Raw genomic sequence first — 20700 nt, forward strand, 5'->3', positions numbered from 1 at the left:
GGAGTGGAGAAGATGGAGAAATTCGTGAAATTTAAGGGATTCGTTGTGTTGGTAACGCTGTTGGTTCTACTTTTAACAGCGTGCAACGGTGCTTCGAAAAGCTCAAGTTCTGAAAAATCAAGCAGTGAAGCGGCGAAATCTACCGAAGAAGGCAAAACATTACGCCTAGGTTATATCAATGCAAGTGGCAATACGAAGGATGGGAAACCTGCTGTTTCTGGAGCAGAAGGCTGGGCGATCGAAAAAGGATACTTACAGGAAGAATTGAAGAAAATCGGTATTACTGATATTGAATTTTTTTCATTCCCAAATGGCCCCAATCTGAATGAAGCCGTCGCTGCCGGAGAAATTGATTTAGGAATCTTTGGGGATACTCCAAGCTTACTGGCAAGAAGTTCTGGTCAGAAAACAAGATTAATCGGATTTGCAAATATTCATTCTGATATTTGGCTCGTCACAAATAAGAAAAATGGTGTTGCAAAGGTTGAGGACCTAAAAGGGAAGACCGTTGCCACTTCAAATGGCTCTTATATGTTCAGATACTTAATTGGATTGCTAGAAGAAAATGATTTGTTAGATGATGTAAAGGTTGTTTCATTATTGCCAACGGAAGCAGCAGCCTCGCTGGAACGTGGTGATATTCAGGCATATGCATTCCCAACCTATAACGGTCCAAAACATATTAAATTAGGATTTCCAATTATTGAACAGGCAAGTAAGTCTACACCTCATTTGACTGGAAGCTCGGTGATTGTCGCAACAGAAAAATGGTTAGATGAGAATCCGAAGTTTTTGTCCGTATGGAATGATACTCGGACGAAATCAGTTAAAGATTTAAAGGGGCATGAGGATGAATTTTATCAATATGTGTCCGAAGTAACGAAGCATGATTTAGATGTCGTTAAGGAAAGCGTACCTTTAGAGATTATTACTGAGGAGAGCTTCCCGAAAGAAGGGCTTGAATTACTAGAGGGAACGAAGAAATTCCTTGTTGATCAAAAATTAATCAAACAAGATTTTGAGTTAGAGGATTGGATTTTACGAGATAAATAGTGAATTGCGGGAGAGGGCATCATAGTTTGCCCTTTCCTTATATATGAATTAGGGGTGATACAAATGAGAAAACCATATGTTACAAAACTTATTCCAATGATTCTGCCTCTTTTACTGGTTGTCTCATGGTTTTATATTACGGAAAAACAACTGATTGCATCCTATTTAATACCATCACCTCAAGTTGTATTTGAAACGGTTGTCCAGTTTGTTGTGGACGGGACGCTTTATGGAGATACGTGGATTAGCTTGAGCCGAATGCTGCAAGGCTTTTTAACTGCTGTGGTTGTTGGTATTTCATTTGGGATTGTGATGGGCTTGTTCGCTCGGGTAGACTCCACTTTTGCGGGAGTATTTAATGCCATTCGCGTGATTCCTCCGCTTGCATGGATTCCTATCATCATTCTTTGGTTCGGCATTGGTGAAACGTCTAAAGTAATTATTATTTTTAAAAGTGCGTTTTTCCCGATTTTATTAAATACGATTCAAGGCATTGAAGGTGTTCCAAAGGGCTATTTGGAGGTTTCTAAGCTCATGGGAGTCAGCAAATCTAGATATCTTTTTCGGGTAATTCTACCGGCAGCCTTGCCTTCAATTTTTGTTGGATTAAGGCTCGGGCTTGGGGCAGCATGGATGGCAGTTGTGGCGGCTGAATTAATTGCCTCTGATTCCGGATTAGGCTATCGAATTACCCAAGGACGCGAGTTGTCTCAGCCTGATGTCATGGTCATCGGCATGGTCATGATTGGACTAATTGGAGTGACGATGGATGCGCTAATTAAGTATGTTCAAAAAAGAGTGCTTTCATGGCAGCCAGGGATTAAATCATAGGAGGGTTGATGATGCGTAGTGAAGCGAGAATTTTGTATGGGTCCAATAAACAAAAAATAAAAATTAGCAATCTATCGAAGTCTTTTCAGCACCGGGAAGGAAAAATTGAGGTGTTAAACAATATTAATTTAGAGGTTCGGGAAGGGGAGTTTTTAACAATCGTCGGGGCGAGTGGCTGCGGCAAAAGCACGCTTCTGCGAATCATTGCGGGTTTGGACACTTCTTATGAAGGAAAAATAACGATAAATGATCAGCTTGTTCAAGGGATTGGCCATGATCGAGGCATGGTGTTCCAGGATCACCGTTTGTTCCCGTGGATGACGGTGGAACAAAATATCGGCTTTGGCTTGGAGCGTTTATCTGCACAAGAAAGAAGCCGCCTTATTGCTGAATATATAGAGTTGGTTGGTTTAAAGGGCTTTGAAAAAGCGAAGCCAGGCGAGTTGTCCGGTGGGATGTCACAGCGTGTGGCCATCGGTAGGACACTGGTGAAAAAACCTGATATTATTTTACTAGATGAACCGTTTGGCGCTTTAGATGCGTTGACAAGAATCCAAATGCAGCATGAAATATTACGAATAAGAGAACAGGCGAATATTACGATGATATTGGTTACGCATGATATTGACGAAGCTGTATTACTAGGGGATCGAGTAATCGTAATGCAGAAAAACCCAGGGGGAATTCAAAAGACGATTCCTGTTTATCTGTCGCGACCGCGCGACCGTAATAGCCGTGACTTTATAAAAATTCGTGAGCAAATCTTTCATTTGTTTTTCGAAAATGATAAAGAGCGCATTCCAGAGGATTATTCAATATAGGGGAGAAAGCGTGAACTTACAATGGCTTGTTGCTGCTACTCAACATACCAGAACAAATGACGTGTGGAATAGACACACGTCATTTCTTATGATATGTTATAGTGCATCTGCTTAGTTTCTTATGGACTAAGGTGTACAAAATAATGGAGTGATCATATGACTAAAGCAAAGAGTAAAAGCGGAACAGGTAGAGGAACAGGAAAAAAAGGTTGGAATCGTTGGCAAGCTGGAGCCAAGAGAGCCAAGAGTGCGAAACCGTATGTGAGCAAGGGCAATAAAAAAACAGAAGAGTCATAATTAGTAGGAATAAGGATTGACAATGATGTAATATCATTGTATTATTATCTCAGATTCAAGATATATTAATTAAAGGTAAGCGTTAGGTTTACTTTATTTTTTGCGTAAATATCTCGAATTCGAGATAAATCGAATTGTTGTAAATATTAGGGTTTAGGGTAATCTAAACCATTATGAACAAAGGGGAGAACTCATTATGCTTAAAAAGATTGACAGTACAACCATGGGTTCTGGTAATCATGGTTGGCTACAAAGTAAATTTCATTTTTCCTTCGCGGATTATTTTAATCCGGAAAATATTCAGTTTGGCGTCTTACGGGTTATTAACGATGACTTAATTGCACAAAAAACAGGATTTGATACACATCCGCATAGAGATATGGAGATTATTTCTTATGTAGTAAACGGGGATTTAACTCATAGAGACAGCATGGGTAATAAAAACACTATTTCACGCGGACATATTCAATATATGAGCGCAGGAACTGGTGTACGTCATAGCGAGCATAATTTAGGTGAAAAAGTACTCAGACTATTGCAAATTTGGATATTCCCAAATCAAAATGGACTAAAGCCTAACTATGGTGATCTTCGCTTTAATTGGGATGAGCGAAAGAATAAATGGCTGCACATGGTTTCGGGAGTAAATGGCGATGCTCCAATTAAAATTAATCAAGATGCAAATATTTACTCATTAGAATTGGATAAAGGAAAAGACATACACTTCCCAGTAAAAGAGGGCAGGCAAGCGTATTTAGTTCAAATCGAAGGCACTTCTAAAATGAACGATATTGAGTTGAATGATGGCGATGGTATGGAGATTGTTGAAGAGGATGTTTTGATAAGTTCTGTAGAAACGTCTCATTTTTTAATTATAGAAATGGAGAAACAAGCCAATTAATCAATTTAGTTGCACCAAAAAGTCGTTACATGGTGAGATGGTAGAAAAAAACTTTTTGAAAAGCGTTGACAATCAAATTGAAAATATGATAAATTTATCTCGAATTAGAGATAAATCAATTCGAGATATACCTCAGAACTATATATTCGAATTTATTTTCTCAAAAGTTTACCTGGAAATTTTTTGAGATGACTGGGTAAACTTTTTTAAAAAAATATATCTCGATTTCGAGATAAAATAAAATAATGGGGGAATTAATAATGACAAAATGGACAATTGACCAATCACACTCAAGCGTAGGATTTGAAGTAAAACACATGATGGTATCAAAAGTAAAAGGGCAGTTTGATGCATATACTGCAGAAGTGGAAGCGGCAGACTTAGCCGATCTAACATCAGCTGTGGTTTCATTCAAATTTGACGTTGCAAGCATTAACACACGAAATGAGGATCGTGATAACCATCTAAAGTCAGCGGATTTCTTTGACGTTGAAACTTTCGCAACGATTGATTTTACATCAACTAGCATTACAAAAGATGGCGATGATTACAAATTAACTGGTGACTTAACCATTAAAGATGTAACAAAACCAGTCACATTTACTGTTGAATTTGGTGGAAAAGGTACAAATCCGTGGGGAGTAGACGTTTACGGATTTGAAGCAGAAGCAAAAATTAACCGTGAAGAGTTTGGTCTAACTTGGAACGCAGCACTTGAAACAGGCGGCGTACTTGTTGGTAAAGATGTGAAAATCAAAGTTGAACTAGAATTAAATCCAGCCTAATATATAAAAGCGACTAGGATTACGGTCATATCCTCAGTCGCTTTTTTTATATCTAGTGATTTATCTATTTGTATGATTACTTTTTAGTGGAATCGACTGTACCATTCTTTAGTCTTTTTCTTCCAATCATTATCACAAACCCAGCTGCGGCAATGGCTGCGGCTGAACCACAACCTAGTCCACATGAACCACATGCCCCAGTGCACAAGGAACTTGCTGATCCAGTTAAAGATGTTCCAACTGTTAAGCCCGCTGCACCAATTCCAGTTGATATGGTTGTTATCTTTTTCTTCGTGTTTGTAAAGGTTTTAATCATAGTTAAGCACCCTCTTTAACTGTAGGTTTTTCAAGAGGAGAAACTGTAACTGTTTTGTTATCCCAGCCACGTTCGCCTGTACCGTAGCTAATCGCACTTGTTGGGCACGCGGCAGTACATTGACGGCATGTTATACAATGATGAATATTGTATTGGATTTTATTATCCTCAGCTTTCTTTAGCGCACCCATTGGGCATGCTTTCAGGCAAGATTCGCAGCTGACGCATTTCGAGCGATCATATTTTAATTTAAAAGTAAAACCAAATAGAGCTCCTAAACTGTGAACGAAGCTTTGGATTGCTCCGACAGGACACATAAAATTACAATAACCTCGGCCACCTTTTGCAAATAGGCCAAACACAACAAACCAAAGAAACGCGGTAAGGATTACGGTTGAACTCATTACACCGACATCACCCCAAAACCCACCGGTAAGCATGCGTTCGAAGAAACCATAGCTGCAATATGAACAGCTAACTGAACCAGTTGTTAATGGAGCAATGACAAAACCTGCTAAAAATCCATATCGAATCGGTGCTGGATTTACGACTCTTGACCAATCGATTTTCCAATTATCAGGCCATAAACGGCTTAAGTATTCAGTAAACGCTCCTGCGGCACATAATCTGCCACAGAAAAATGGACCAATTAGAAAAGCTGAGCCTAGGAGGAGAGCAATACTTACACCCCAAACGGACATTAAATCCAAGCCTTTTCCACTTAACAGATCTCCGATTGGCATGCGGAGGCAAGTACCATGAATATCCCCATCTTTACCTTGTCCAAATAACATATTTAGTCCACGATTAAACAAGGCAAATGGAGCATAAAATAGAGTGAGTCCAAATATATACCAAATACCCCGACGATAAACATAATTGCGTGAACGCTGTTGCACCTTACTTAATCGCTTTCGTTTAATTGTAAATCCCTTCATACAACTTTCCTCCTAATGACAATTCTCTTCCTTGCTTTGTTCTTTTTCGGATTGTTTATTTTCCTCACCTTTGCTTTTGTCGTTCTCTTGTTTCTTCGTGTTGTCTGCAGGTTTACCTTTACCATTTCCGCCACCATGTCCGAAGAGCGGCTGACGCTCGATGTTTAGTTTTTTATAGGGATCACCATAGTCTGAGTTGACGATATGTACAGGAATGCTGCTCAAAATCGATTGGTCTTTTTGATTGATAAATTGAATTTCTCCCGAGAAACCTACCAACTTATTCCGATATTCTTTAGGTATTTCTACAGATAAATCGATTTTAAAACTCTGTTTAGGCTTAAGTGGCTGCTTTAAGGCATAAGTTTCTTCATCGTACTCCAGCTCTGGGATTTCTAAGTCTGCTTCACTGGGGAATCCCTTCAACACCACTTGAACGTTCAAATTTTCTTTGCTTATGTTTTGGATACCCATTGGTCCGTGTCCATTTGAAATTGAGACGAGTCCTGGCTGTATTAATTTTTTCGGCCAGCCTTGATTTGCTAAGTCGAGCACTATCGGAAAATTGTCTTTTCCAGGAATCTTAGCTTGGAATTGCGCTCTTTCAGCGGATAGTGCAGTACGATACAATCCAGCACTGAGTACAATTCCTATCGTTAATAAAAATAGAATGGTTTTTACAATTGCATTTTTCACCTTAATTCCCCCAATTGATATCTTCGGGTTCATTCTATTGGTTAGTTGTGAGAAAAATATGATAAAAGTAAAAAGTTTGGATGAAGTTTAGGAGAAGTTTTTATGAAGTTTTTCATACGGACAGAAGTCATTGCGAAATGGCGAGAAGTGTCCGTAAGCGAGGTTCATACGGACAGAAGTCAATGTGAAATGGTTACAAGTGTCCGTAAGAGAGGTTCATACGGACAGAAGTCATTGCGAAATGGCGAGAAGTGTCCGTAAGAGAGGTTCATACGGACAGAAGTTAATGCGAAATGGCAAGAAGTGTCCGTAAGAGAGGTTCATACGGACAGAAGTCAATGCGAAATGGCAAGAAGTGTCCGTAAGAGAGGTTCATACAGACAGAATTCATTTTGAAGTAAGAAAAAAGCCTAGCCAGTCTACAACTGGCTAAGCTTAGTAATCCTCTTATATCGATTTCAAATAATACCAGATTAAATTGGTAAAGGTGTGTACTTGTGATTCAATGGTTGTGCCTTGGAACAGTTGTTGCATAGGCTTTAAAAATTGTTTTATCACAATTTTTCGAATCCTTTCTCGATTTAACTCGGTCATAACTGCATCGAGCAAATCTTGCTGTTCTTCATTAAATTTAAATTGTTGTTGAAGGTTTTGGGCAACCTCTTCAAGCTCTTGGAGAGTGATCGCCTTTTTATCAACCTTTGTTCGAAGTATATCGACGGCTGATTTATTTAATTGTGATGTATTGTTCTTATGCATTTCTTCAAGAATTAATTCAATATATGTCAAAATTATTTCAACTAAGCGGTTTAACGAATATTGACTGTTTGTAATCCGCATTGAAAACATCATATGCTGCAGCATCCCATAAAACAAGATTGCTCCTTCAAACGCACATTCACGAATTTCTTCACCAATGACTTCAATAAAACGGTTTTCTAGCCACTCCAATTCAATAACCCGATGGCGCAATACTAATTTTCTTAATTCATTTTCGTTTGATGCTAAAATAGCTTCAAATAGAGCATTTAGATTTCGTTCTTCGTTTAAACGTATTAATATCGTAATTTGTTCGATAAAAACATGGCGATCTTGAGCATCTTTTCCGAATTGAATCGCAATCCGCTGTTGGCTGGCATCGTATCGTAAAAATTCTAATATATCGGCAACACAATCATTTTTCGAGGTGAAATAATTGTAGAAAGTACCTTTTGATATGCTAGCTTTTTCTATAATTTCTTGTATCGAGGTATTCTGGATGCCTTTTTCAACAAACAGCTTTAAGGCAACGTCAGCTACATTTCTTTTTCGATTATTCATAACTTCCTCCCGTACAATCTATATCCTTAAGTATAGATTTCCTCTTATGGAAAAACAACAATTTATACGCAGAGTACAAAAATGTTGCTAATTTTGCACTGCGCGTATAAAATGAATCAAGTGAAATAAATTCAGAACGGATAGAGGGATTAATGGAATGAATTCAATTACTTTAGAGAATAAAAAACCCCCATATTTGATGCTTTCAATTCTTTTCATTGGGGCGTTTGTATCATTTTTAAATAATTCTTTGTTAAACATTGCATTGCCGTCAATAATGGTTGATTTAAAAATTGCTGATTATTCAACCGTACAATGGTTAGCAACGGGTTATATGCTAGTCAGTGGAGTACTTATTCCAACATCAGCTTTTCTGTTAACGCGTTTTTCTAATCGTCAATTGCTTATCAGCTCGATGGCAATTTTCACTTTAGGAACGGCGTTAGCTGCCTTCGCACCTAATTTTGGTATGTTGCTAACTGGTCGTATGATTCAAGCGGCTGGTTCATCAGCGTTGGGACCTCTGCTAATGAATATTATGTTAGTAAGTTTTCCTCGAGAAAAGCGGGGAGCAGCAATGGGGATTTTCGGCTTAGTTATGATTTCTGCACCGGCAATTGGTCCAACATTATCAGGGTATATTGTTGAATATTATGATTGGCGTGTTCTCTTTGAAATGATTTTACCGTTGGCAATCATCAGTTTATTGCTGTCAATTTGGAAATCAGAAAATCTCATGCCTCAAAATAAAAAGGCAAATTTAGACTATTTATCTGTAGTGTTATCTAGTATTGGTTTTGGTGGGATTTTATACGGATGCAGTACTGCCAGCTCGGACGGATGGACTGATGGAATCGTATTAACAGCACTAATTGCTGGTGGTGTTTCTTTAGTGGCATTTATTATTCGTCAGCTAACAATGGAAAAACCATTATTGGATTTACGAGTTTACAAATATCCTATGTTTGCGCTTGGTTCAGTCATTGCGATGGTAAATTCAGTCGCCATGTTTTCAGGGATGATTTTAACACCAGCATATGTCCAAAGTGTTCGAGGAATATCACCACTTGATTCGGGTCTAATGTTATTACCTGGTGCAATTATTATGGGGCTAATGTCACCGATCACTGGTAAATTATTTGATAAAATTGGACCACGTGTGTTAGTAGTTTCCGGACTTTCGATTATGGCGTTTTCAACATATATGCTAGCTCACTTACAACTTGACTCTACTTACACATTTATCATCTTCATATATTCGCTCAGAATGTTTGGGATGTCGATGGTTATGATGCCGATTATGACAAACGGCTTAAACCAACTGCCAACTGTATTAAATCCGCACGGTACAGCGATTAACAATACGGCCCAACAGGTTGCTGGTTCGATTGGTACGGCTGTATTAGTAACGATTATGAATTCAGTCACAAAATCTGAAGCCAAAAGCTTAATGGCAAGTGTTGATCCGACCACAATAACAGAGGCATCAACTGCACTATTAACACAGCAGGCATTACTAGCAGGAATTCAATATTCTTTCTATGTAACGTTTGTCGTAAATTTAGTTGCTTTAGCACTTTCGATATTCGTGAAACGTGTTGATACAAGTGCGGAAGCGGTTAGTAAAATCGAAAATCAACAAAATACAGCTTCAAAACCTGTATCTGTTTCATAAGGAAAAGTAATAATCATATTAACTTTCATAATCGTTCAATAGTAGTTAAGCAGGTACGTTATACGCTTGATATTTAATCATTCGTATAATGTACCTCTTTTTAATGATAGTTATAGTAGTTGGAATAATTATTATTGACTGAAAATTTATACTTTTTTGAGATGATTGTTTGATTGTTTTGTTAACCTATTGACAGACAAAGATAACACTTTTATAGTTTAATTGATTGTTTGTAGTATAACAGGAGATATTTAAAATTAAAATCAATAGCATTAATATATAGAGATATTTCAGAAAATTAAAAAAATAAAAAGGAGGTTACTTATAAGGAACAAGGTAATTTGGGTTGTCATTAATTCGACAAGGGGATAAAGAATGATGATGGGGTTTGAGAAATGGTTAGGTGATCGGTTAAACAAGACGAAGGAATCGGGAAAGTTTCGTACAGTGAAAACAATGAATGCTGGACCGAGTCCAATAATGGAAATCGACGGCCGTAAGCAATTAGTTTTTTCATCAAACAATTATTTAGGTCTCGCTAATGATGAAAGATGTATTTATGCAGCAGAGACAATCCTTCATCAATTTGGTGTTGGCAGTAGTGGAACGGGCATTACAACGGGTTACACAAAATGGCATCTTATACTAGAAAACAAACTAGCCCAGTTTATTAATACGGAGGCAACAATTTTGTTTTCAGACGGGTCTCTGGCAATCTTTGGTGTACTTTTATCCATACCCGAAAAGGGTGATGTCATCTTGTGTGATCAATTCAATCATGTCAGTATCCTTGATGGATGCCAATTATCATATGCAGAATCTATTCATTATCTTCATGTTAATATGGAAGATCTTGAAGAGAAATTAAGAGATAGCCAAGATCACAAACGCCGTTTTATTGTTACAAAGGGAGTGTTTAGTGAGGATGGAGCTGTTGCGCCTTTAGATAAAATCATGTCGCTAGCAAAACAGTATCAAGCGCATGTGATTGTTGATGATTCCCATGGGATCGGAATTTTTGGAGAAAAAGGACGAGGAACATGTGAATACTTTAATGTTCGACCTGATATCATAATTGGCTCATTAAGTAATGCTGTTGGTGCTGAAGGGGGATTTGTTTGTGGCTCTAAAGTATTGATTGATTTTTTAAGAAATCATGCTAAGACTTTTGTTTATCATCCTTCAATTCCTCCTTCAATCTGCGCAGCGGCTTATGCAGCGCTAGAAATTATTGAAACTAATCAGGAAATACGAAAGCAGATATTCACCGAAGTAAACTATGCTAGAAATCAATTGGGGGATATGGGCTTTTATATTAAAGGTCATTTATCACCAATTATTACAGTCGTAATTGGAGATCCACATCAAGCCGAAGCATTTTCTACAAGATTGGAAGAGGAAGGAATATTCGTTCCACTTATTCCGCAACCGACAAACATAAGCAGGGAAAGCAGCATTAATATAACGATTACAGCTAATCATACACACAAAGATATTAAATATTTGTTAAGTAAGTTCCAAATGATTGGGAAAGAAATGAATATTATTTAAGGTGTCAACCAAAGCGGCTAATTCAAATTGAATTAGCCGCTTTGGTTAAAATATCGTCCCTTTGAATTTTTCTGGTTTTTGGACATAGCTTTCGATAATATATCCGCAATTTGTACAAATAACGTATTCAATGTTTGAACCTAAACTCATTTTATTTACAGGGGACATAACTGCGTACCCGCTATGCTTGCCTAGTCCTAATTCCTTTGAACGGCATTTTGGACATTCTGTCGCTCTTGATACATGTCTCATAATTAAGACCTCCAATCCGCAAACTTTTTATAAAATGGGGAATACCTATTGTTATTTACGAGTTATATGGGAAAAAAGTTTCATCCATTATCGCCTCGATAATAGAACTCATTTTAACTGGAAAGAATAGATAATTATTTACAATAATTAATGTGTCTTGGATAGAAAAATTGAAAGTTAAGAGGCGTCTCCGCATGATTTTATTAATAATTTTCACGCTTGGAGCTCTGTATACGATATTTTTTGTTCCAAAGCGGATTTCAAAAATTGAACTGTATACTACTTCATTATTTGCGACCCTCATGGGTACTTTTGCAGACATGTTTTTAGATGTGAAATTGGATTTGTACGGGTTTTTCTTAAAGGGTGTGGATTGGGAGTACATACTTGTTATCCTTTTCATTTATCCGGCAGCTAATATTCTATTTTTAAATTATTATCCAGAAACTAAACCACGTATCGGTAAAGGTTTATATGTGATAGGATTTTCATTGGTCACCTTAGTAATTGAACTGATTTCTCTACAAACGGAAGTTTTTTATCATAACGGTTGGAAGATTTGGCATTCTGCGATTGCCTATCCTTTCCTCTATACCATCCTACGGTTAAATTATCTAATGATTAAAAGGGGCTTCCGTGAGCAATATTCAAATTTAAAGAAGAGTAGAGCTCCAGGTTGTGATAAAATGTAGAATAACATTTCTACATTTAAGGGGTAGGGGCAATGGAAGTTGAGAGTATATTATTATTTTTTGTTGGGCTTTTTGCTGCAGTGAGTGGCTCTGTTGTTGGGCTAGGTGGAGGATTTATTATCGTTCCAATTTTGGCTCTATTTCAAGATTTAGAGGTTGCCACAATTGTTGGAACCTCTATGGCTGTTTTATTTTTCACTTCGCTTTCAAGTACTTATAGATACAGTAAACAAAAACGAATTGATTATAAAAGTGGATTGATGTTTGCCGCTGCGATGTTTCCAGGCTCTATTTTGGGAGCATGGATTACGAATTACATAACTGATAAACTGTTTTTTATTACATTTGGCATTTTCATGATGTTAGTTTCATTGAGTTTAATCTTTAAGCCGTCTAAACAAATCGAATTACCTTTTCCAAATACAATTACGAGAACCTTTGCTGATTCGTTCGGTAAAGAGCATGTTTTTTCGTACAATCAATGGGTTGGAATTGTGATTTCATTTTTCGCTGGAATTTTATCGAGCATGCTCGGGATTGGTGGCGGTTCGGTCATGGTTCCGACGATGGTATTATTGCTGTCATTTCCAGCACATATTGCTGCTGCAACTTCAATGTTCTCGATATTGTTTGCTTCCATTGTCGGCACGGCTTCTCACTTCGCATACAATCATATCGACTGGAGCATTGTTGTGTGGCTTGCAGCTGGTTCATTAATTGGTGGACAATTGGGGGCGAAAATCTCTTCGAAGCTTCCAGAAAAAATCATTTTACGAGCGCTTGCTACATGTTTGATGGTGGTAGCGGTACGCTTAATGTTTAAGGGTTAATTTTACTAAAAGTGGCTTAGTTCAACAGAACTGAGCCATTTTTTGTGAAAATCTATCAGAAAAATCAAGAAAATTCTTTTCTTTGTTATTGACTCTTTTGTTAGAGATAAATATAATGTAAGAAAAGTTAACATTATATGTTAGGGGAGTTAACGTGGTTGTTGGAGATGATTTTAAAGTTAACAATTCAATTCATTTTGGCCCAGAAGAATTAAAACAATTGCTATTGAGAATCAAGAGTAATAAGGAAAATCAGATTGTCAATATTAAGGATAAAATAATCAAATATGAAGAAAAAAGAAGAACTGAAGAAGTGGTGTATCAGGCCTTACCTTTGATAAAAAAGATGTTTACTAGTAGAGCCCCAAGTCATCATCAAGCAGTTGAGTATATGGTCTATGTCAAAGATCGTTTTAAAAGCATTGAGAAAATTAAACGAGATATTACTAGATTGGATGAGTTGATTTTGCTAATTCAATCTAAGCCTGGTAATGAGGAAATTCAACTTTCTGGGCTTCTGCTGGAAGAAATAAAGTCTTTGGAAGGAAGTGGAGGGCGTTTAAGTGACAATTGAGTCTTTGCAGTTAGGTATGGATACAATCTGGGTTGTGTTAACAGCAGCGATGATTATTTTAATGGAGGGTGGCTTTGCCTTACTTGAGGCGGGGTTTGTTCGCAACAAAAACAGTGTAAATATCATTATGAAGGTCTTCGCTGATATTATTATCGGCACGCTTTGCTATTTTACTATGGGATTTGCACTGATGTATGGCACCGATTTAATGGGTTTCATCGGCACAAGTGGTTTCTTTTTAGAAGGGGATTTATCACATCTAAGCCTCCCTGTTTCACTAGATGCATTTTGGTTGTTTCAAGCAGCGTTTGTTATTGCTGTTATCTCGATTGTTTCTGGTGCAGTGGCAGAACGTATAAATTTTCGCGCATACCTTCTATTTGCGGTTGTGATGACGGCTCTAATTTACCCATTAGCTGGGCATTGGGTGTGGGGAGGAGGCTGGTTAGGAAAACTTGGAATGATTGACTTCGCCGGTTCTGGTGTAATCCATGCTCTTGGTGGTTTTGCAGCATTAGCAGCGGCGATGATTATTGGACCTCGCAAAGGCAAATATTCTGCTCTTGGGACAAGCACGATTGCATTACCGAGTAACTTGCCGCTTGCCTCTGTCGGTGCGTTTCTCTTATGGTTTGGATGGTTCGGCTTTAACGCCGGTAGTACGCTTCAGGCTACTGATGTGAGGATTGGTCATATTGCAATTGTGACGATGCTTTCGGCAGCATCAGGTGGGGCAGCAACATTGTTTTATACGTTGTTTCGCTATGGTCGTTCTGATGCTCCGTCAGTCATAAATGGTTCACTTGCGGGACTGGTCGCAATTACTGCCGGTTGTGCTTTTGTAAGTAATCTTGCTGCTTTGTTTATAGGTGCAGTTGCTGGCTTATTAATGATGGCAGTCACCAATTGGTTAGAGGTTTTGAAAATCGACGATCCAGTTGGAGCTTTTCCTGTTCATGCGGCTTCGGGTATTTGGGGTACGGTGGCGTTGGGCTTGTTTGCCTCAGAGGGCGGACTTTTTATAGAGGGCGAATGGTATTTGTTGGGTGTTCAGTTGCTTGGTTTAACAGCCTTATGCATCTGGGGATTTACTTCAACTTGGATTACGTTAAAAATCATTAATGTTTGGGTGCCGGTTCGTTCAACTGCTGAAGAAGAGGAGGTTGGTTTGGACATAAGCTACCATGGAATAATGGCTACACACGCATCCTCGGATTTTATTGAATTAAAAGAACATATTACTGAATGAAGTATTCATGAAAAAAGTAAAAAAAGAAGATGGGAGTCCGCTATTAAGACCGAATGATTTATATGGAAGACTATATTAAAGTTTAGTGTTGATATTCGTGTAGGGTTGAGGTTGAGAATAAATAAGAGTAGAATTTCCCCTTATTATATGTAAGGGGGGCTAAATGTGCTGGAATAAGAGTAGAATTTCCGCTTAACTACTCCAAAAAAGACAAAATCTAGTGATTTTTATGAAATAAGCGGAAAAACTCCCTTTATTCTTAGCAAAAAAACCATATTTCTCAAAATAAGCGGAATTCTTACGCTTATTTTCAAACGCCAGGAAATCAACATTCGGATTAACAGACCCACGCTAACAGTTTTCTACAGTAATTTCAGGGTTGTGCCTATTAAATAAAAAAATCGAACTATTAGGAAATTCTAAGTTAGAATTTCACATGATAGTTCGGTTTTTTTTAACTGAAATAATTATGTCTCAGCCTCTTTGTTTTTTTAAAAAAACTATTGTTTCACAGCGTGGATATAATGAACTGTCTCGAAGGCGGTTAAATAATCTGTACGATTTTTAAAAAACTGTTCATTTATTTGAGCTGGTGTTAAATGCTCATATATAAGCAATCCACATTCCTCTAACAATTGCTCTAACTCATCATATGAAAAGCCAGACTTCATCGGTTCGCCTACTGTTGCGGCCATTTTCAACATATTTGCCACACGGTTATGTTTGCCTTTTTCGACAAATACATTTTCATCAGCAAAATCAAAAACAATGGAACTACCTTTTGGAACGATTGCAAAAATATGTTTTAACAAATTGATAGTTTCGATTTTTGTTAAATAATATGAAACGCCTAATAGGCTAAAGAAAGTCTTTTTGTTTTCAAATCCAGCAATATACAACTGTTGAGGGGAAAATTCATGAGTGAAATCCATGGCGACAAAATGCAGATTATTAGGTAAATCCAAGTCTGCAAGCTTCAATCTGTCTACTTTAACGGCCTGGGTTGATGGATGATCAATCTCAAAAATTTGAAGCCTTGGATTGAATTCTGGATGACGGTAGCCGAAAGTATCCAGACCTGCACCGAGAATCACATATTGCACGGCACCTAACATAATTTCATTATGAAGCACCTTTTCACAAAAAGCGGACCGAGACAATGAGATGGGAGATAGTTGGACTTGTGTAATCCATCTTAATATTTCCTTTGGCTGATCCAGAATTTTGCTAGGAATAGTGTCGATGAAAAACTGGGAACCTTGAATTAAATTTTCACTGATGTTATCAAATTCTTGTTTGGTTATTAATTGTTCTGCAATATCATCATTGAAGATTTTCGGGTTGTCAAAACGACTGTGGTAGGCACGACCAAATGATGTCATTAATGAGGTAATACTTGATTCATTTTGCTTCATGCTTAATCCTCCTAAAAACAAAAATAAGATTCCCCGGCCAGGAGAATCTTATTATATACAGGATTATTTTAATTGTAAATTATAGCATAACTAATTTTTTTGTCAAGTGAAACCGGATCTAAAAAGATGTATTTGCAGAAAGGGCTTTCAAAATATACATATCTTGTTAACAACTTATGTGAAATATTTCACAAACTAGAGGTATACTAAATGACATCAACACTATATGTGAAATGTTTCACAAATTAAATCTACTAAATCATTTAGGATTTAGAAACCATAAAAAAATAATACAAATTGAGGTGGCTTTGAACATGGAAGCAACGAACAGAAATAAGGGTTATTTTATGATGGCAGTACTTTGGCTCGCCTATGTGACATTTGCGATGAACTGGGTAGCTGGGTCTTCGTTAACACCGCAGATTACCCAGACATTTTTCGGTGGACCAGTAAATCCTGTTATTGCCCAATTAGTCAACTACTCTATTACTACAGCTCGCGTGTTTGCCAATATTTTAGCTGCGATTATCTTGATGAAGATGGGCCCAAAGAAAGCTGCTGGAACAGCGATAGCATTATTAATGATGGGTCTCGTAGCGATATATCTTCCGAATTATTGGGCATACACTATTGCGCGAATGGTAATGGCAGTTGGTGGCTCAATGGTAATTGTATATATGAATCCGGTTGTAGCTCATTATGTTAAGGACTCTAAGGAAAAGTTGCGAATCAATGCCGCAAATACGGTTTCCTATAATGTTGGGGCCTTTGTTGTGGCGATTTTATTCACGCTGTTTGCCAAACAAATGGTAGTAAATTGGCAACTCACCTTAACGATTTTTGCTTCATTCACTTTATTGGTTTTCATCGCTTGGTTGCTAAAGGCAGAAAACTATGAAACACAGTCTCAAGCAAGCACCGATGAAGAAGAATACGGTTATAAAGATGCTTTGAAGGATCCATTTTTATGGCGATACGGTTTAGCGTTTGCTTCCTTCTTAACTCTATACGTATTATCGCTAGTAAGCTTTAAAGCAATTTTTGACCAATATACATTACTTAATGGTTCTGTAACAAATTTACTAATCTCTGGTTTTGGTATTCTAGGTACGTTTGTGGGAATCCGTATTGGTAATGAAGGGGCACAGCGTAAGCCGGCGCTAGTAATGTCGGGCATGATAATGGTAGGAGCTTTTGGACTGGCTTTATTTTTCGCAAATGTAAATCCACTATTTTCATATATTTTTATTTCCATCTCCGGCTTTGCGATGTTTATTCAGTACCCTATCTTTTTGAATTTACCTCATGAGTTAAAAGGGATGACGCCGCAAAAATTAACTATTATGTTTGGATTGTTTTGGGCAATCGCTTATGCTGGCCAAACGATTGCGACCATCATCTGGAGCTTTATTTTAGGAAAATCAGGATATGTACCAGCGATGATATTCTTTATTTCAGTAGCAAGTGCTTATGTTTTTCTTGTAGCGACCTTTCCGGAAACAAGAGAGAAAGAAAATGCATTTAAAACTCGTCATCACAAGGCTCCATTTTGGATTAAATTACACTTTGGAAAGTAACAATAGTGCGAAATGGAAAAACTTATGAAGATTCACAATTAATTCAAATTGCTGAAAATGTTATATCAAAATAATAAGGTATACTATATCGGAACAGATTGTTAAGTATTTCACAAAGTTGCAATTACACATTCAGATTTTATCAATAATCATTAAACAACTATTTAGTAAAGGAGATTACAATCATGAGAAAAGTTAATCGAGTTGTCTTAGTTGGAACAGGTGCAGTAGGCTGCAGTTATGCCTATTCATTGATAAATCAAGGAGTAGCGGAAGAATTAGTCCTAATTGATGTGAATGAACTAAAAGCAGAAGGCGAAGCAATGGACCTAAATCATGGTGTTCCGTTGGCGCCATCTCCAATCAAGGTTTGGAAGGGCTCCTATGAAGATTGTAATGGTGCAGATCTTGTTGTTCTAACAGCTGGTTTAGCACAAAAACCAGGTGAAACTAGATTACAATTAGTAGAAAAGAATACAAATATTTTTAAGCAAATTGTAGGAAGCATTATGGAGAATGGCTTTGACGGAATCTTCCTCGTGGCCACTAATCCTGTAGATATCATCACTCAAGTAACTTGGAAGGAATCGGGTTTACCAAAAGAGCGCGTAGTTGGTTCCGGAACAGTGCTAGACACAGCTCGACTTCAATATGAAATTGCAAATTATTTAAATGTTGATGCGAGAAATGTGAATGCATATATAATGGGAGAACATGGAGATACTGAGTTTCCAGTATGGTCCCATGCAACAATCGGTATCAAAAAGCTAGATGCGTATTTTGAAGGTAACCCAGAGCTACAAAAAGAAGTATATGAACAAATTCATGCGAATGTCCGTGACGCAGCTTATCATATCATCCAACGAAAAGGCGCAACCTACTATGCAATCGGCATGTCGTTAGTGCGAATTACAAAAGCAATTTTACACAATGAAAATTGCATTCTTCCAGTATCGACTCTTTTAGAAGGTGAATACGGTCATCACGATGTTTTCATTGGCGTACCAGCAGTAGTGAATCGTGACGGTATTCGCGAAGTGATTGAAATTGAACTAAGCGAACGAGAAAGAGCACAATTTGACCATTCTGTATCAGTCCTAAAGGAAATAATGGATTCATCGGTGAAAGTGCTTGTTCGATCATAATTATTAGAAATAGAGTAGGACCTAATTTTGGGTCCTACTCAATTTTCAAAAGGATAGCTGTACAGCGGTCACAAAAGACCTTATTTTATATAATTCTACTATGTTAATGACTTAACCGGACAATGTATACCTTATTTACACGAAAACGATTAAATCATGTCTAATGATAAACGAATAAAGAACCAAAGGTCCGTATCGTCAATCAAATCAGTCTATTTGGTAAAATTAACGTACTGTGTGTCCGCAATGAATCTTATTTTCATAGCATTTTCGGTCAAGAGCAACTTTAGCCTAACCTCGCTCTTTCTTCAAATCATCGGTTTGTTTTCTGCCTCGATAAAATAATTCATCAGGTGCTGCTTCAGCAACTTTTGCAGTAATTTGATCAGGTTCAATGCAATAAACCACTGTTTTACTGCCTAATGATGAACGATACTTTTCCACAAATGGTTTTGCGAGCTTTCCTTCAAAATATCCTGGTACAAATTTTTCTAACATTGTCTGCAATGCGCTTGTTGCGTCCTCTAAATCGCTCACCTTTTTTACATGTCCAAAAACCATCACGCTTCTATAAGCGGTTCCAATATCAGCTGGCACTGGATGAGCAATCGTACCTGAATCCTCTGAAACAGTGAAGCAAACGCGGCTACAATTATTTAGTGCATCTGTTTTGCGCCCTTCGTCGCTTGAGTGAAAATAAATCTTCTGGTCCATCCATACAAAATTTAACGGGACTACATAGGTTCCTTCTTTATCGTTCAGCCCTAAATACCCAACTTTTGCTGTAGTAAGTAGGTGATTAATTTTTGATTCATCCTTTAATTCATTAACTTTACGTCTTATTGGTCTATACATGTTGAACCTTCTTTCATAGTCATGTAAGTTTTTTGTTAACCATTTTCGTTTAAAAGTTTACATTTTGTGTTATAATGGCAACTGAATTATGACAGATAATAGTTTTTATTTTTATTAAAAATTATACCTTAATTGTGGGGGAATAAAGGTGGAGGAAGAACAATTTTATAGTGTTAGAATGAGAGCTTCACAAAACGGGAGGCATGAATGTGGGGGGAAGCATATTTCCGGTGGTGAAGCGATTTCTACGTACGACAATCTGCAAAAAGCTGTTAGCGACTTATTAGAAAAAGGTTTACAACATACACGAGGAAAACCGGATTTCATGCAAGTTCAGTTTGAAGTGATAGAGGAACCTTTCATAAAAATAAAACCATTAGACATCGTGACAAATGAAGTAACAACAGTGGAGGATGGACATTCAGTTGTGATGAGGCTATTAGAGTCAGCAGGTATTCAACAAAAAATCATTCAAAAAGTATATGAACAAATAACTGAATATTCAGGCGCAAGAGGCGCGATCATCGTTGATTATCGCACGGGAGAGAGACTGGATGATAGGTTTGAACGGGGAATCCGGGTTTCAAGAATGGATTGGAATGTAGGTAATTTTGCTGATTGGGCAGAAGCTAACAATATGCCTAATCATTCTAGAGTGAAAGAGGCGCTAGTGCTCGCATCAAAGGTAAGTTCCCATCCGTCCTCAATCGCTGAATTATGCTGGTCCGACGATCCAGATTATGTAACGGGGTACGTAGCTAGCAGGAAGTTAGGCTATCAGAGAATTACAAAACTTAAAGAATTAGGTGATGAACAAGGCTGTCGAATTTTTTTCGTTGATGGTACTACATGCCTAGATTCATATATTCACTTTTTAGAAAAGCAACCAGTTTTTATTCACTGGGAGAAGTAGGGAAAATTTTAGAC

23 protein-coding genes are annotated in these 20700 nt (G+C 37.5%); 16 read left to right on the forward strand and 7 right to left on the reverse strand.

Features of this window, described 5'->3' with window-relative positions; translation table 11 throughout:
- Positions 1-12: 12 nt before the first annotated feature.
- The 6 genes from FXW34_RS05195 to FXW34_RS05220 all read left to right on the forward strand — a co-directional run bounded on the left by FXW34_RS05195 (position 13) and on the right by FXW34_RS05220 (position 4688).
- The gene (locus FXW34_RS05195) at positions 13-1053 is read left to right on the forward strand and encodes an ABC transporter substrate-binding protein (RefSeq protein ID WP_147532903.1); all 1041 of its coding nucleotides are present in this window, start codon (positions 13-15) and stop codon (positions 1051-1053) included.
- 63 nt (positions 1054-1116) lie between these two features.
- Positions 1117-1884: an ABC transporter permease gene (locus FXW34_RS05200; protein ID WP_147532904.1), complete on the forward strand. Its 768-nt coding sequence runs from the start codon at positions 1117-1119 to the stop codon at positions 1882-1884.
- 11 nt (positions 1885-1895) lie between these two features.
- The gene (locus FXW34_RS05205) at positions 1896-2705 is read left to right on the forward strand and encodes an ABC transporter ATP-binding protein (protein ID WP_147532905.1); all 810 of its coding nucleotides are present in this window, start codon (positions 1896-1898) and stop codon (positions 2703-2705) included.
- 156 nt (positions 2706-2861) lie between these two features.
- Positions 2862-3002, forward strand: a complete 141-nt coding sequence (locus tag FXW34_RS05210; RefSeq protein ID WP_147532906.1) for a DUF3934 family protein — start codon at positions 2862-2864, stop codon at positions 3000-3002.
- Positions 3003-3198: 196 nt separating this feature from the next.
- A complete protein-coding gene (locus tag FXW34_RS05215; protein WP_147532907.1) occupies positions 3199-3903 on the forward strand; it encodes a pirin family protein in 705 nt (234 codons plus the stop codon).
- A gap of 260 nt (positions 3904-4163) precedes the next feature.
- Complete coding sequence (locus FXW34_RS05220; protein WP_147532908.1) at positions 4164-4688, forward strand: YceI family protein; 525 nt, start codon at positions 4164-4166, stop codon at positions 4686-4688.
- Positions 4689-4764: 76 nt separating this feature from the next.
- On the opposite strand, the gene FXW34_RS05225 is transcribed toward FXW34_RS05220, so the two are convergent.
- Genes FXW34_RS05225 through FXW34_RS05235 form a run of 3 tightly spaced genes read right to left on the reverse strand, consistent with a single transcriptional unit; the run spans position 4765 to position 6638 of the window.
- Positions 4765-5004, reverse strand: coding sequence for a hypothetical protein (locus FXW34_RS05225; RefSeq protein WP_147532909.1), 240 nt, complete (start codon positions 5002-5004; stop codon positions 4765-4767).
- A 2-nt stretch (positions 5005-5006) separates the two neighbouring features.
- Positions 5007-5942 (reverse strand): 4Fe-4S binding protein, encoded by a 936-nt coding sequence (locus FXW34_RS05230; RefSeq protein WP_147532910.1) that lies wholly within the window; start codon positions 5940-5942, stop codon positions 5007-5009.
- A 12-nt stretch (positions 5943-5954) separates the two neighbouring features.
- A complete protein-coding gene (locus FXW34_RS05235) occupies positions 5955-6638 on the reverse strand; it encodes a hypothetical protein (RefSeq protein ID WP_147532911.1) in 684 nt (227 codons plus the stop codon).
- 102 nt (positions 6639-6740) lie between these two features.
- On the opposite strand from FXW34_RS05235, the gene FXW34_RS22825 reads away from it, so the two are divergent.
- Positions 6741-6899, forward strand: a complete 159-nt coding sequence (locus tag FXW34_RS22825) for a hypothetical protein (RefSeq protein ID WP_187118838.1) — start codon at positions 6741-6743, stop codon at positions 6897-6899.
- 186 nt (positions 6900-7085) lie between these two features.
- Here the strand turns inward: FXW34_RS22825 and FXW34_RS05240 are convergent, their stop codons facing one another.
- Positions 7086-7958 carry a TetR/AcrR family transcriptional regulator gene (locus tag FXW34_RS05240; RefSeq protein ID WP_147532912.1) on the reverse strand — a complete coding sequence of 291 codons (873 nt, stop codon included), beginning with the start codon at positions 7956-7958 and terminating at the stop codon, positions 7086-7088.
- Positions 7959-8115: 157 nt separating this feature from the next.
- On the opposite strand from FXW34_RS05240, the gene FXW34_RS05245 reads away from it, so the two are divergent.
- Positions 8116-9633, forward strand: a complete 1518-nt coding sequence (locus FXW34_RS05245) for an MDR family MFS transporter (protein ID WP_147532913.1) — start codon at positions 8116-8118, stop codon at positions 9631-9633.
- A 381-nt stretch (positions 9634-10014) separates the two neighbouring features.
- On the forward strand, positions 10015-11184 hold the full coding sequence (locus FXW34_RS05250; protein WP_147533046.1) for an aminotransferase class I/II-fold pyridoxal phosphate-dependent enzyme: 1170 nt from the start codon (positions 10015-10017) through the stop codon (positions 11182-11184).
- 45 nt (positions 11185-11229) lie between these two features.
- Here FXW34_RS05250 and FXW34_RS05255 read toward each other — a convergent pair whose 3' ends face one another.
- Positions 11230-11436 carry a transcription initiation factor TFIIIB gene (locus tag FXW34_RS05255; protein WP_147532914.1) on the reverse strand — a complete coding sequence of 69 codons (207 nt, stop codon included), beginning with the start codon at positions 11434-11436 and terminating at the stop codon, positions 11230-11232.
- A 194-nt stretch (positions 11437-11630) separates the two neighbouring features.
- On the opposite strand from FXW34_RS05255, the gene FXW34_RS05260 reads away from it, so the two are divergent.
- The 4 genes from FXW34_RS05260 to FXW34_RS05275 all read left to right on the forward strand — a co-directional run bounded on the left by FXW34_RS05260 (position 11631) and on the right by FXW34_RS05275 (position 14781).
- Entirely contained in the window at positions 11631-12128 is a 498-nt protein-coding gene (locus tag FXW34_RS05260) for a CBO0543 family protein (protein ID WP_147532915.1), read from the forward strand.
- 32 nt (positions 12129-12160) lie between these two features.
- Positions 12161-12958, forward strand: a complete 798-nt coding sequence (locus FXW34_RS05265) for a sulfite exporter TauE/SafE family protein (RefSeq protein ID WP_147532916.1) — start codon at positions 12161-12163, stop codon at positions 12956-12958.
- Positions 12959-13112: 154 nt separating this feature from the next.
- Complete coding sequence (locus tag FXW34_RS05270; RefSeq protein WP_147532917.1) at positions 13113-13532, forward strand: hypothetical protein; 420 nt, start codon at positions 13113-13115, stop codon at positions 13530-13532.
- The gene (locus FXW34_RS05275) at positions 13522-14781 is read left to right on the forward strand and encodes an ammonium transporter (RefSeq protein ID WP_147532918.1); all 1260 of its coding nucleotides are present in this window, start codon (positions 13522-13524) and stop codon (positions 14779-14781) included. The genes FXW34_RS05270 and FXW34_RS05275 overlap by 11 nt, the downstream gene beginning before the upstream one ends.
- A gap of 500 nt (positions 14782-15281) precedes the next feature.
- On the opposite strand, the gene FXW34_RS05280 is transcribed toward FXW34_RS05275, so the two are convergent.
- Positions 15282-16196, reverse strand: coding sequence for a class I SAM-dependent methyltransferase (locus FXW34_RS05280; protein WP_147532919.1), 915 nt, complete (start codon positions 16194-16196; stop codon positions 15282-15284).
- A gap of 314 nt (positions 16197-16510) precedes the next feature.
- Here FXW34_RS05280 and FXW34_RS05285 point away from each other — a divergent pair, with 314 nt between their 5' ends.
- Complete coding sequence (locus FXW34_RS05285; protein WP_187118839.1) at positions 16511-17773, forward strand: MFS transporter; 1263 nt, start codon at positions 16511-16513, stop codon at positions 17771-17773.
- A gap of 185 nt (positions 17774-17958) precedes the next feature.
- Positions 17959-18918, forward strand: a complete 960-nt coding sequence (locus FXW34_RS05290) for an L-lactate dehydrogenase (protein WP_147532921.1) — start codon at positions 17959-17961, stop codon at positions 18916-18918.
- A gap of 291 nt (positions 18919-19209) precedes the next feature.
- Here FXW34_RS05290 and FXW34_RS05295 read toward each other — a convergent pair whose 3' ends face one another.
- Positions 19210-19773, reverse strand: coding sequence for a pyridoxamine 5'-phosphate oxidase family protein (locus FXW34_RS05295; RefSeq protein WP_187118840.1), 564 nt, complete (start codon positions 19771-19773; stop codon positions 19210-19212).
- A 148-nt stretch (positions 19774-19921) separates the two neighbouring features.
- Here FXW34_RS05295 and FXW34_RS05300 point away from each other — a divergent pair, with 148 nt between their 5' ends.
- Positions 19922-20686, forward strand: coding sequence for a 6-carboxyhexanoate--CoA ligase (locus FXW34_RS05300; protein WP_147532922.1), 765 nt, complete (start codon positions 19922-19924; stop codon positions 20684-20686).
- Positions 20687-20700: the final 14 nt, after the last annotated feature.

Origin of the sequence: Bacillus marasmi (genome assembly GCF_902168435.1) — a bacterium.
GTDB classification, from domain to species: domain Bacteria; phylum Bacillota; class Bacilli; order Bacillales; family Cytobacillaceae; genus Bacillus_BU; species Bacillus_BU marasmi.

Bases quoted from the DNA above. Each gene is read 5' to 3' on its own strand.
- FXW34_RS05195 (WP_147532903.1), top strand. From the start codon at position 13: ATGGAGAAATTCGTGAAATTTAAGGGATTCGTTGTGTTGGTAACGCTG.
- FXW34_RS05200 (WP_147532904.1), top strand. From the start codon at position 1,117: ATGAGAAAACCATATGTTACAAAACTTATTCCAATGATTCTGCCTCTT.
- FXW34_RS05205 (WP_147532905.1), top strand. From the start codon at position 1,896: ATGCGTAGTGAAGCGAGAATTTTGTATGGGTCCAATAAACAAAAAATA.
- FXW34_RS05210 (WP_147532906.1), top strand. From the start codon at position 2,862: ATGACTAAAGCAAAGAGTAAAAGCGGAACAGGTAGAGGAACAGGAAAA.
- FXW34_RS05215 (WP_147532907.1), top strand. From the start codon at position 3,199: ATGCTTAAAAAGATTGACAGTACAACCATGGGTTCTGGTAATCATGGT.
- FXW34_RS05220 (WP_147532908.1), top strand. From the start codon at position 4,164: ATGACAAAATGGACAATTGACCAATCACACTCAAGCGTAGGATTTGAA.
- FXW34_RS05225 (WP_147532909.1), bottom strand. From the start codon at position 5,004: ATGATTAAAACCTTTACAAACACGAAGAAAAAGATAACAACCATATCA.
- FXW34_RS05230 (WP_147532910.1), bottom strand. From the start codon at position 5,942: ATGAAGGGATTTACAATTAAACGAAAGCGATTAAGTAAGGTGCAACAG.
- FXW34_RS22825 (WP_187118838.1), top strand. From the start codon at position 6,741: ATGAAGTTTTTCATACGGACAGAAGTCATTGCGAAATGGCGAGAAGTG.
- FXW34_RS05240 (WP_147532912.1), bottom strand. From the start codon at position 7,958: ATGAATAATCGAAAAAGAAATGTAGCTGACGTTGCCTTAAAGCTGTTT.
- FXW34_RS05245 (WP_147532913.1), top strand. From the start codon at position 8,116: ATGAATTCAATTACTTTAGAGAATAAAAAACCCCCATATTTGATGCTT.
- FXW34_RS05250 (WP_147533046.1), top strand. From the start codon at position 10,015: ATGGGGTTTGAGAAATGGTTAGGTGATCGGTTAAACAAGACGAAGGAA.
- FXW34_RS05255 (WP_147532914.1), bottom strand. From the start codon at position 11,436: ATGAGACATGTATCAAGAGCGACAGAATGTCCAAAATGCCGTTCAAAG.
- FXW34_RS05260 (WP_147532915.1), top strand. From the start codon at position 11,631: ATGATTTTATTAATAATTTTCACGCTTGGAGCTCTGTATACGATATTT.
- FXW34_RS05265 (WP_147532916.1), top strand. From the start codon at position 12,161: ATGGAAGTTGAGAGTATATTATTATTTTTTGTTGGGCTTTTTGCTGCA.
- FXW34_RS05280 (WP_147532919.1), bottom strand. From the start codon at position 16,196: ATGAAGCAAAATGAATCAAGTATTACCTCATTAATGACATCATTTGGT.
- FXW34_RS05285 (WP_187118839.1), top strand. From the start codon at position 16,511: ATGGAAGCAACGAACAGAAATAAGGGTTATTTTATGATGGCAGTACTT.
- FXW34_RS05290 (WP_147532921.1), top strand. From the start codon at position 17,959: ATGAGAAAAGTTAATCGAGTTGTCTTAGTTGGAACAGGTGCAGTAGGC.
- FXW34_RS05295 (WP_187118840.1), bottom strand. From the start codon at position 19,773: ATGTATAGACCAATAAGACGTAAAGTTAATGAATTAAAGGATGAATCA.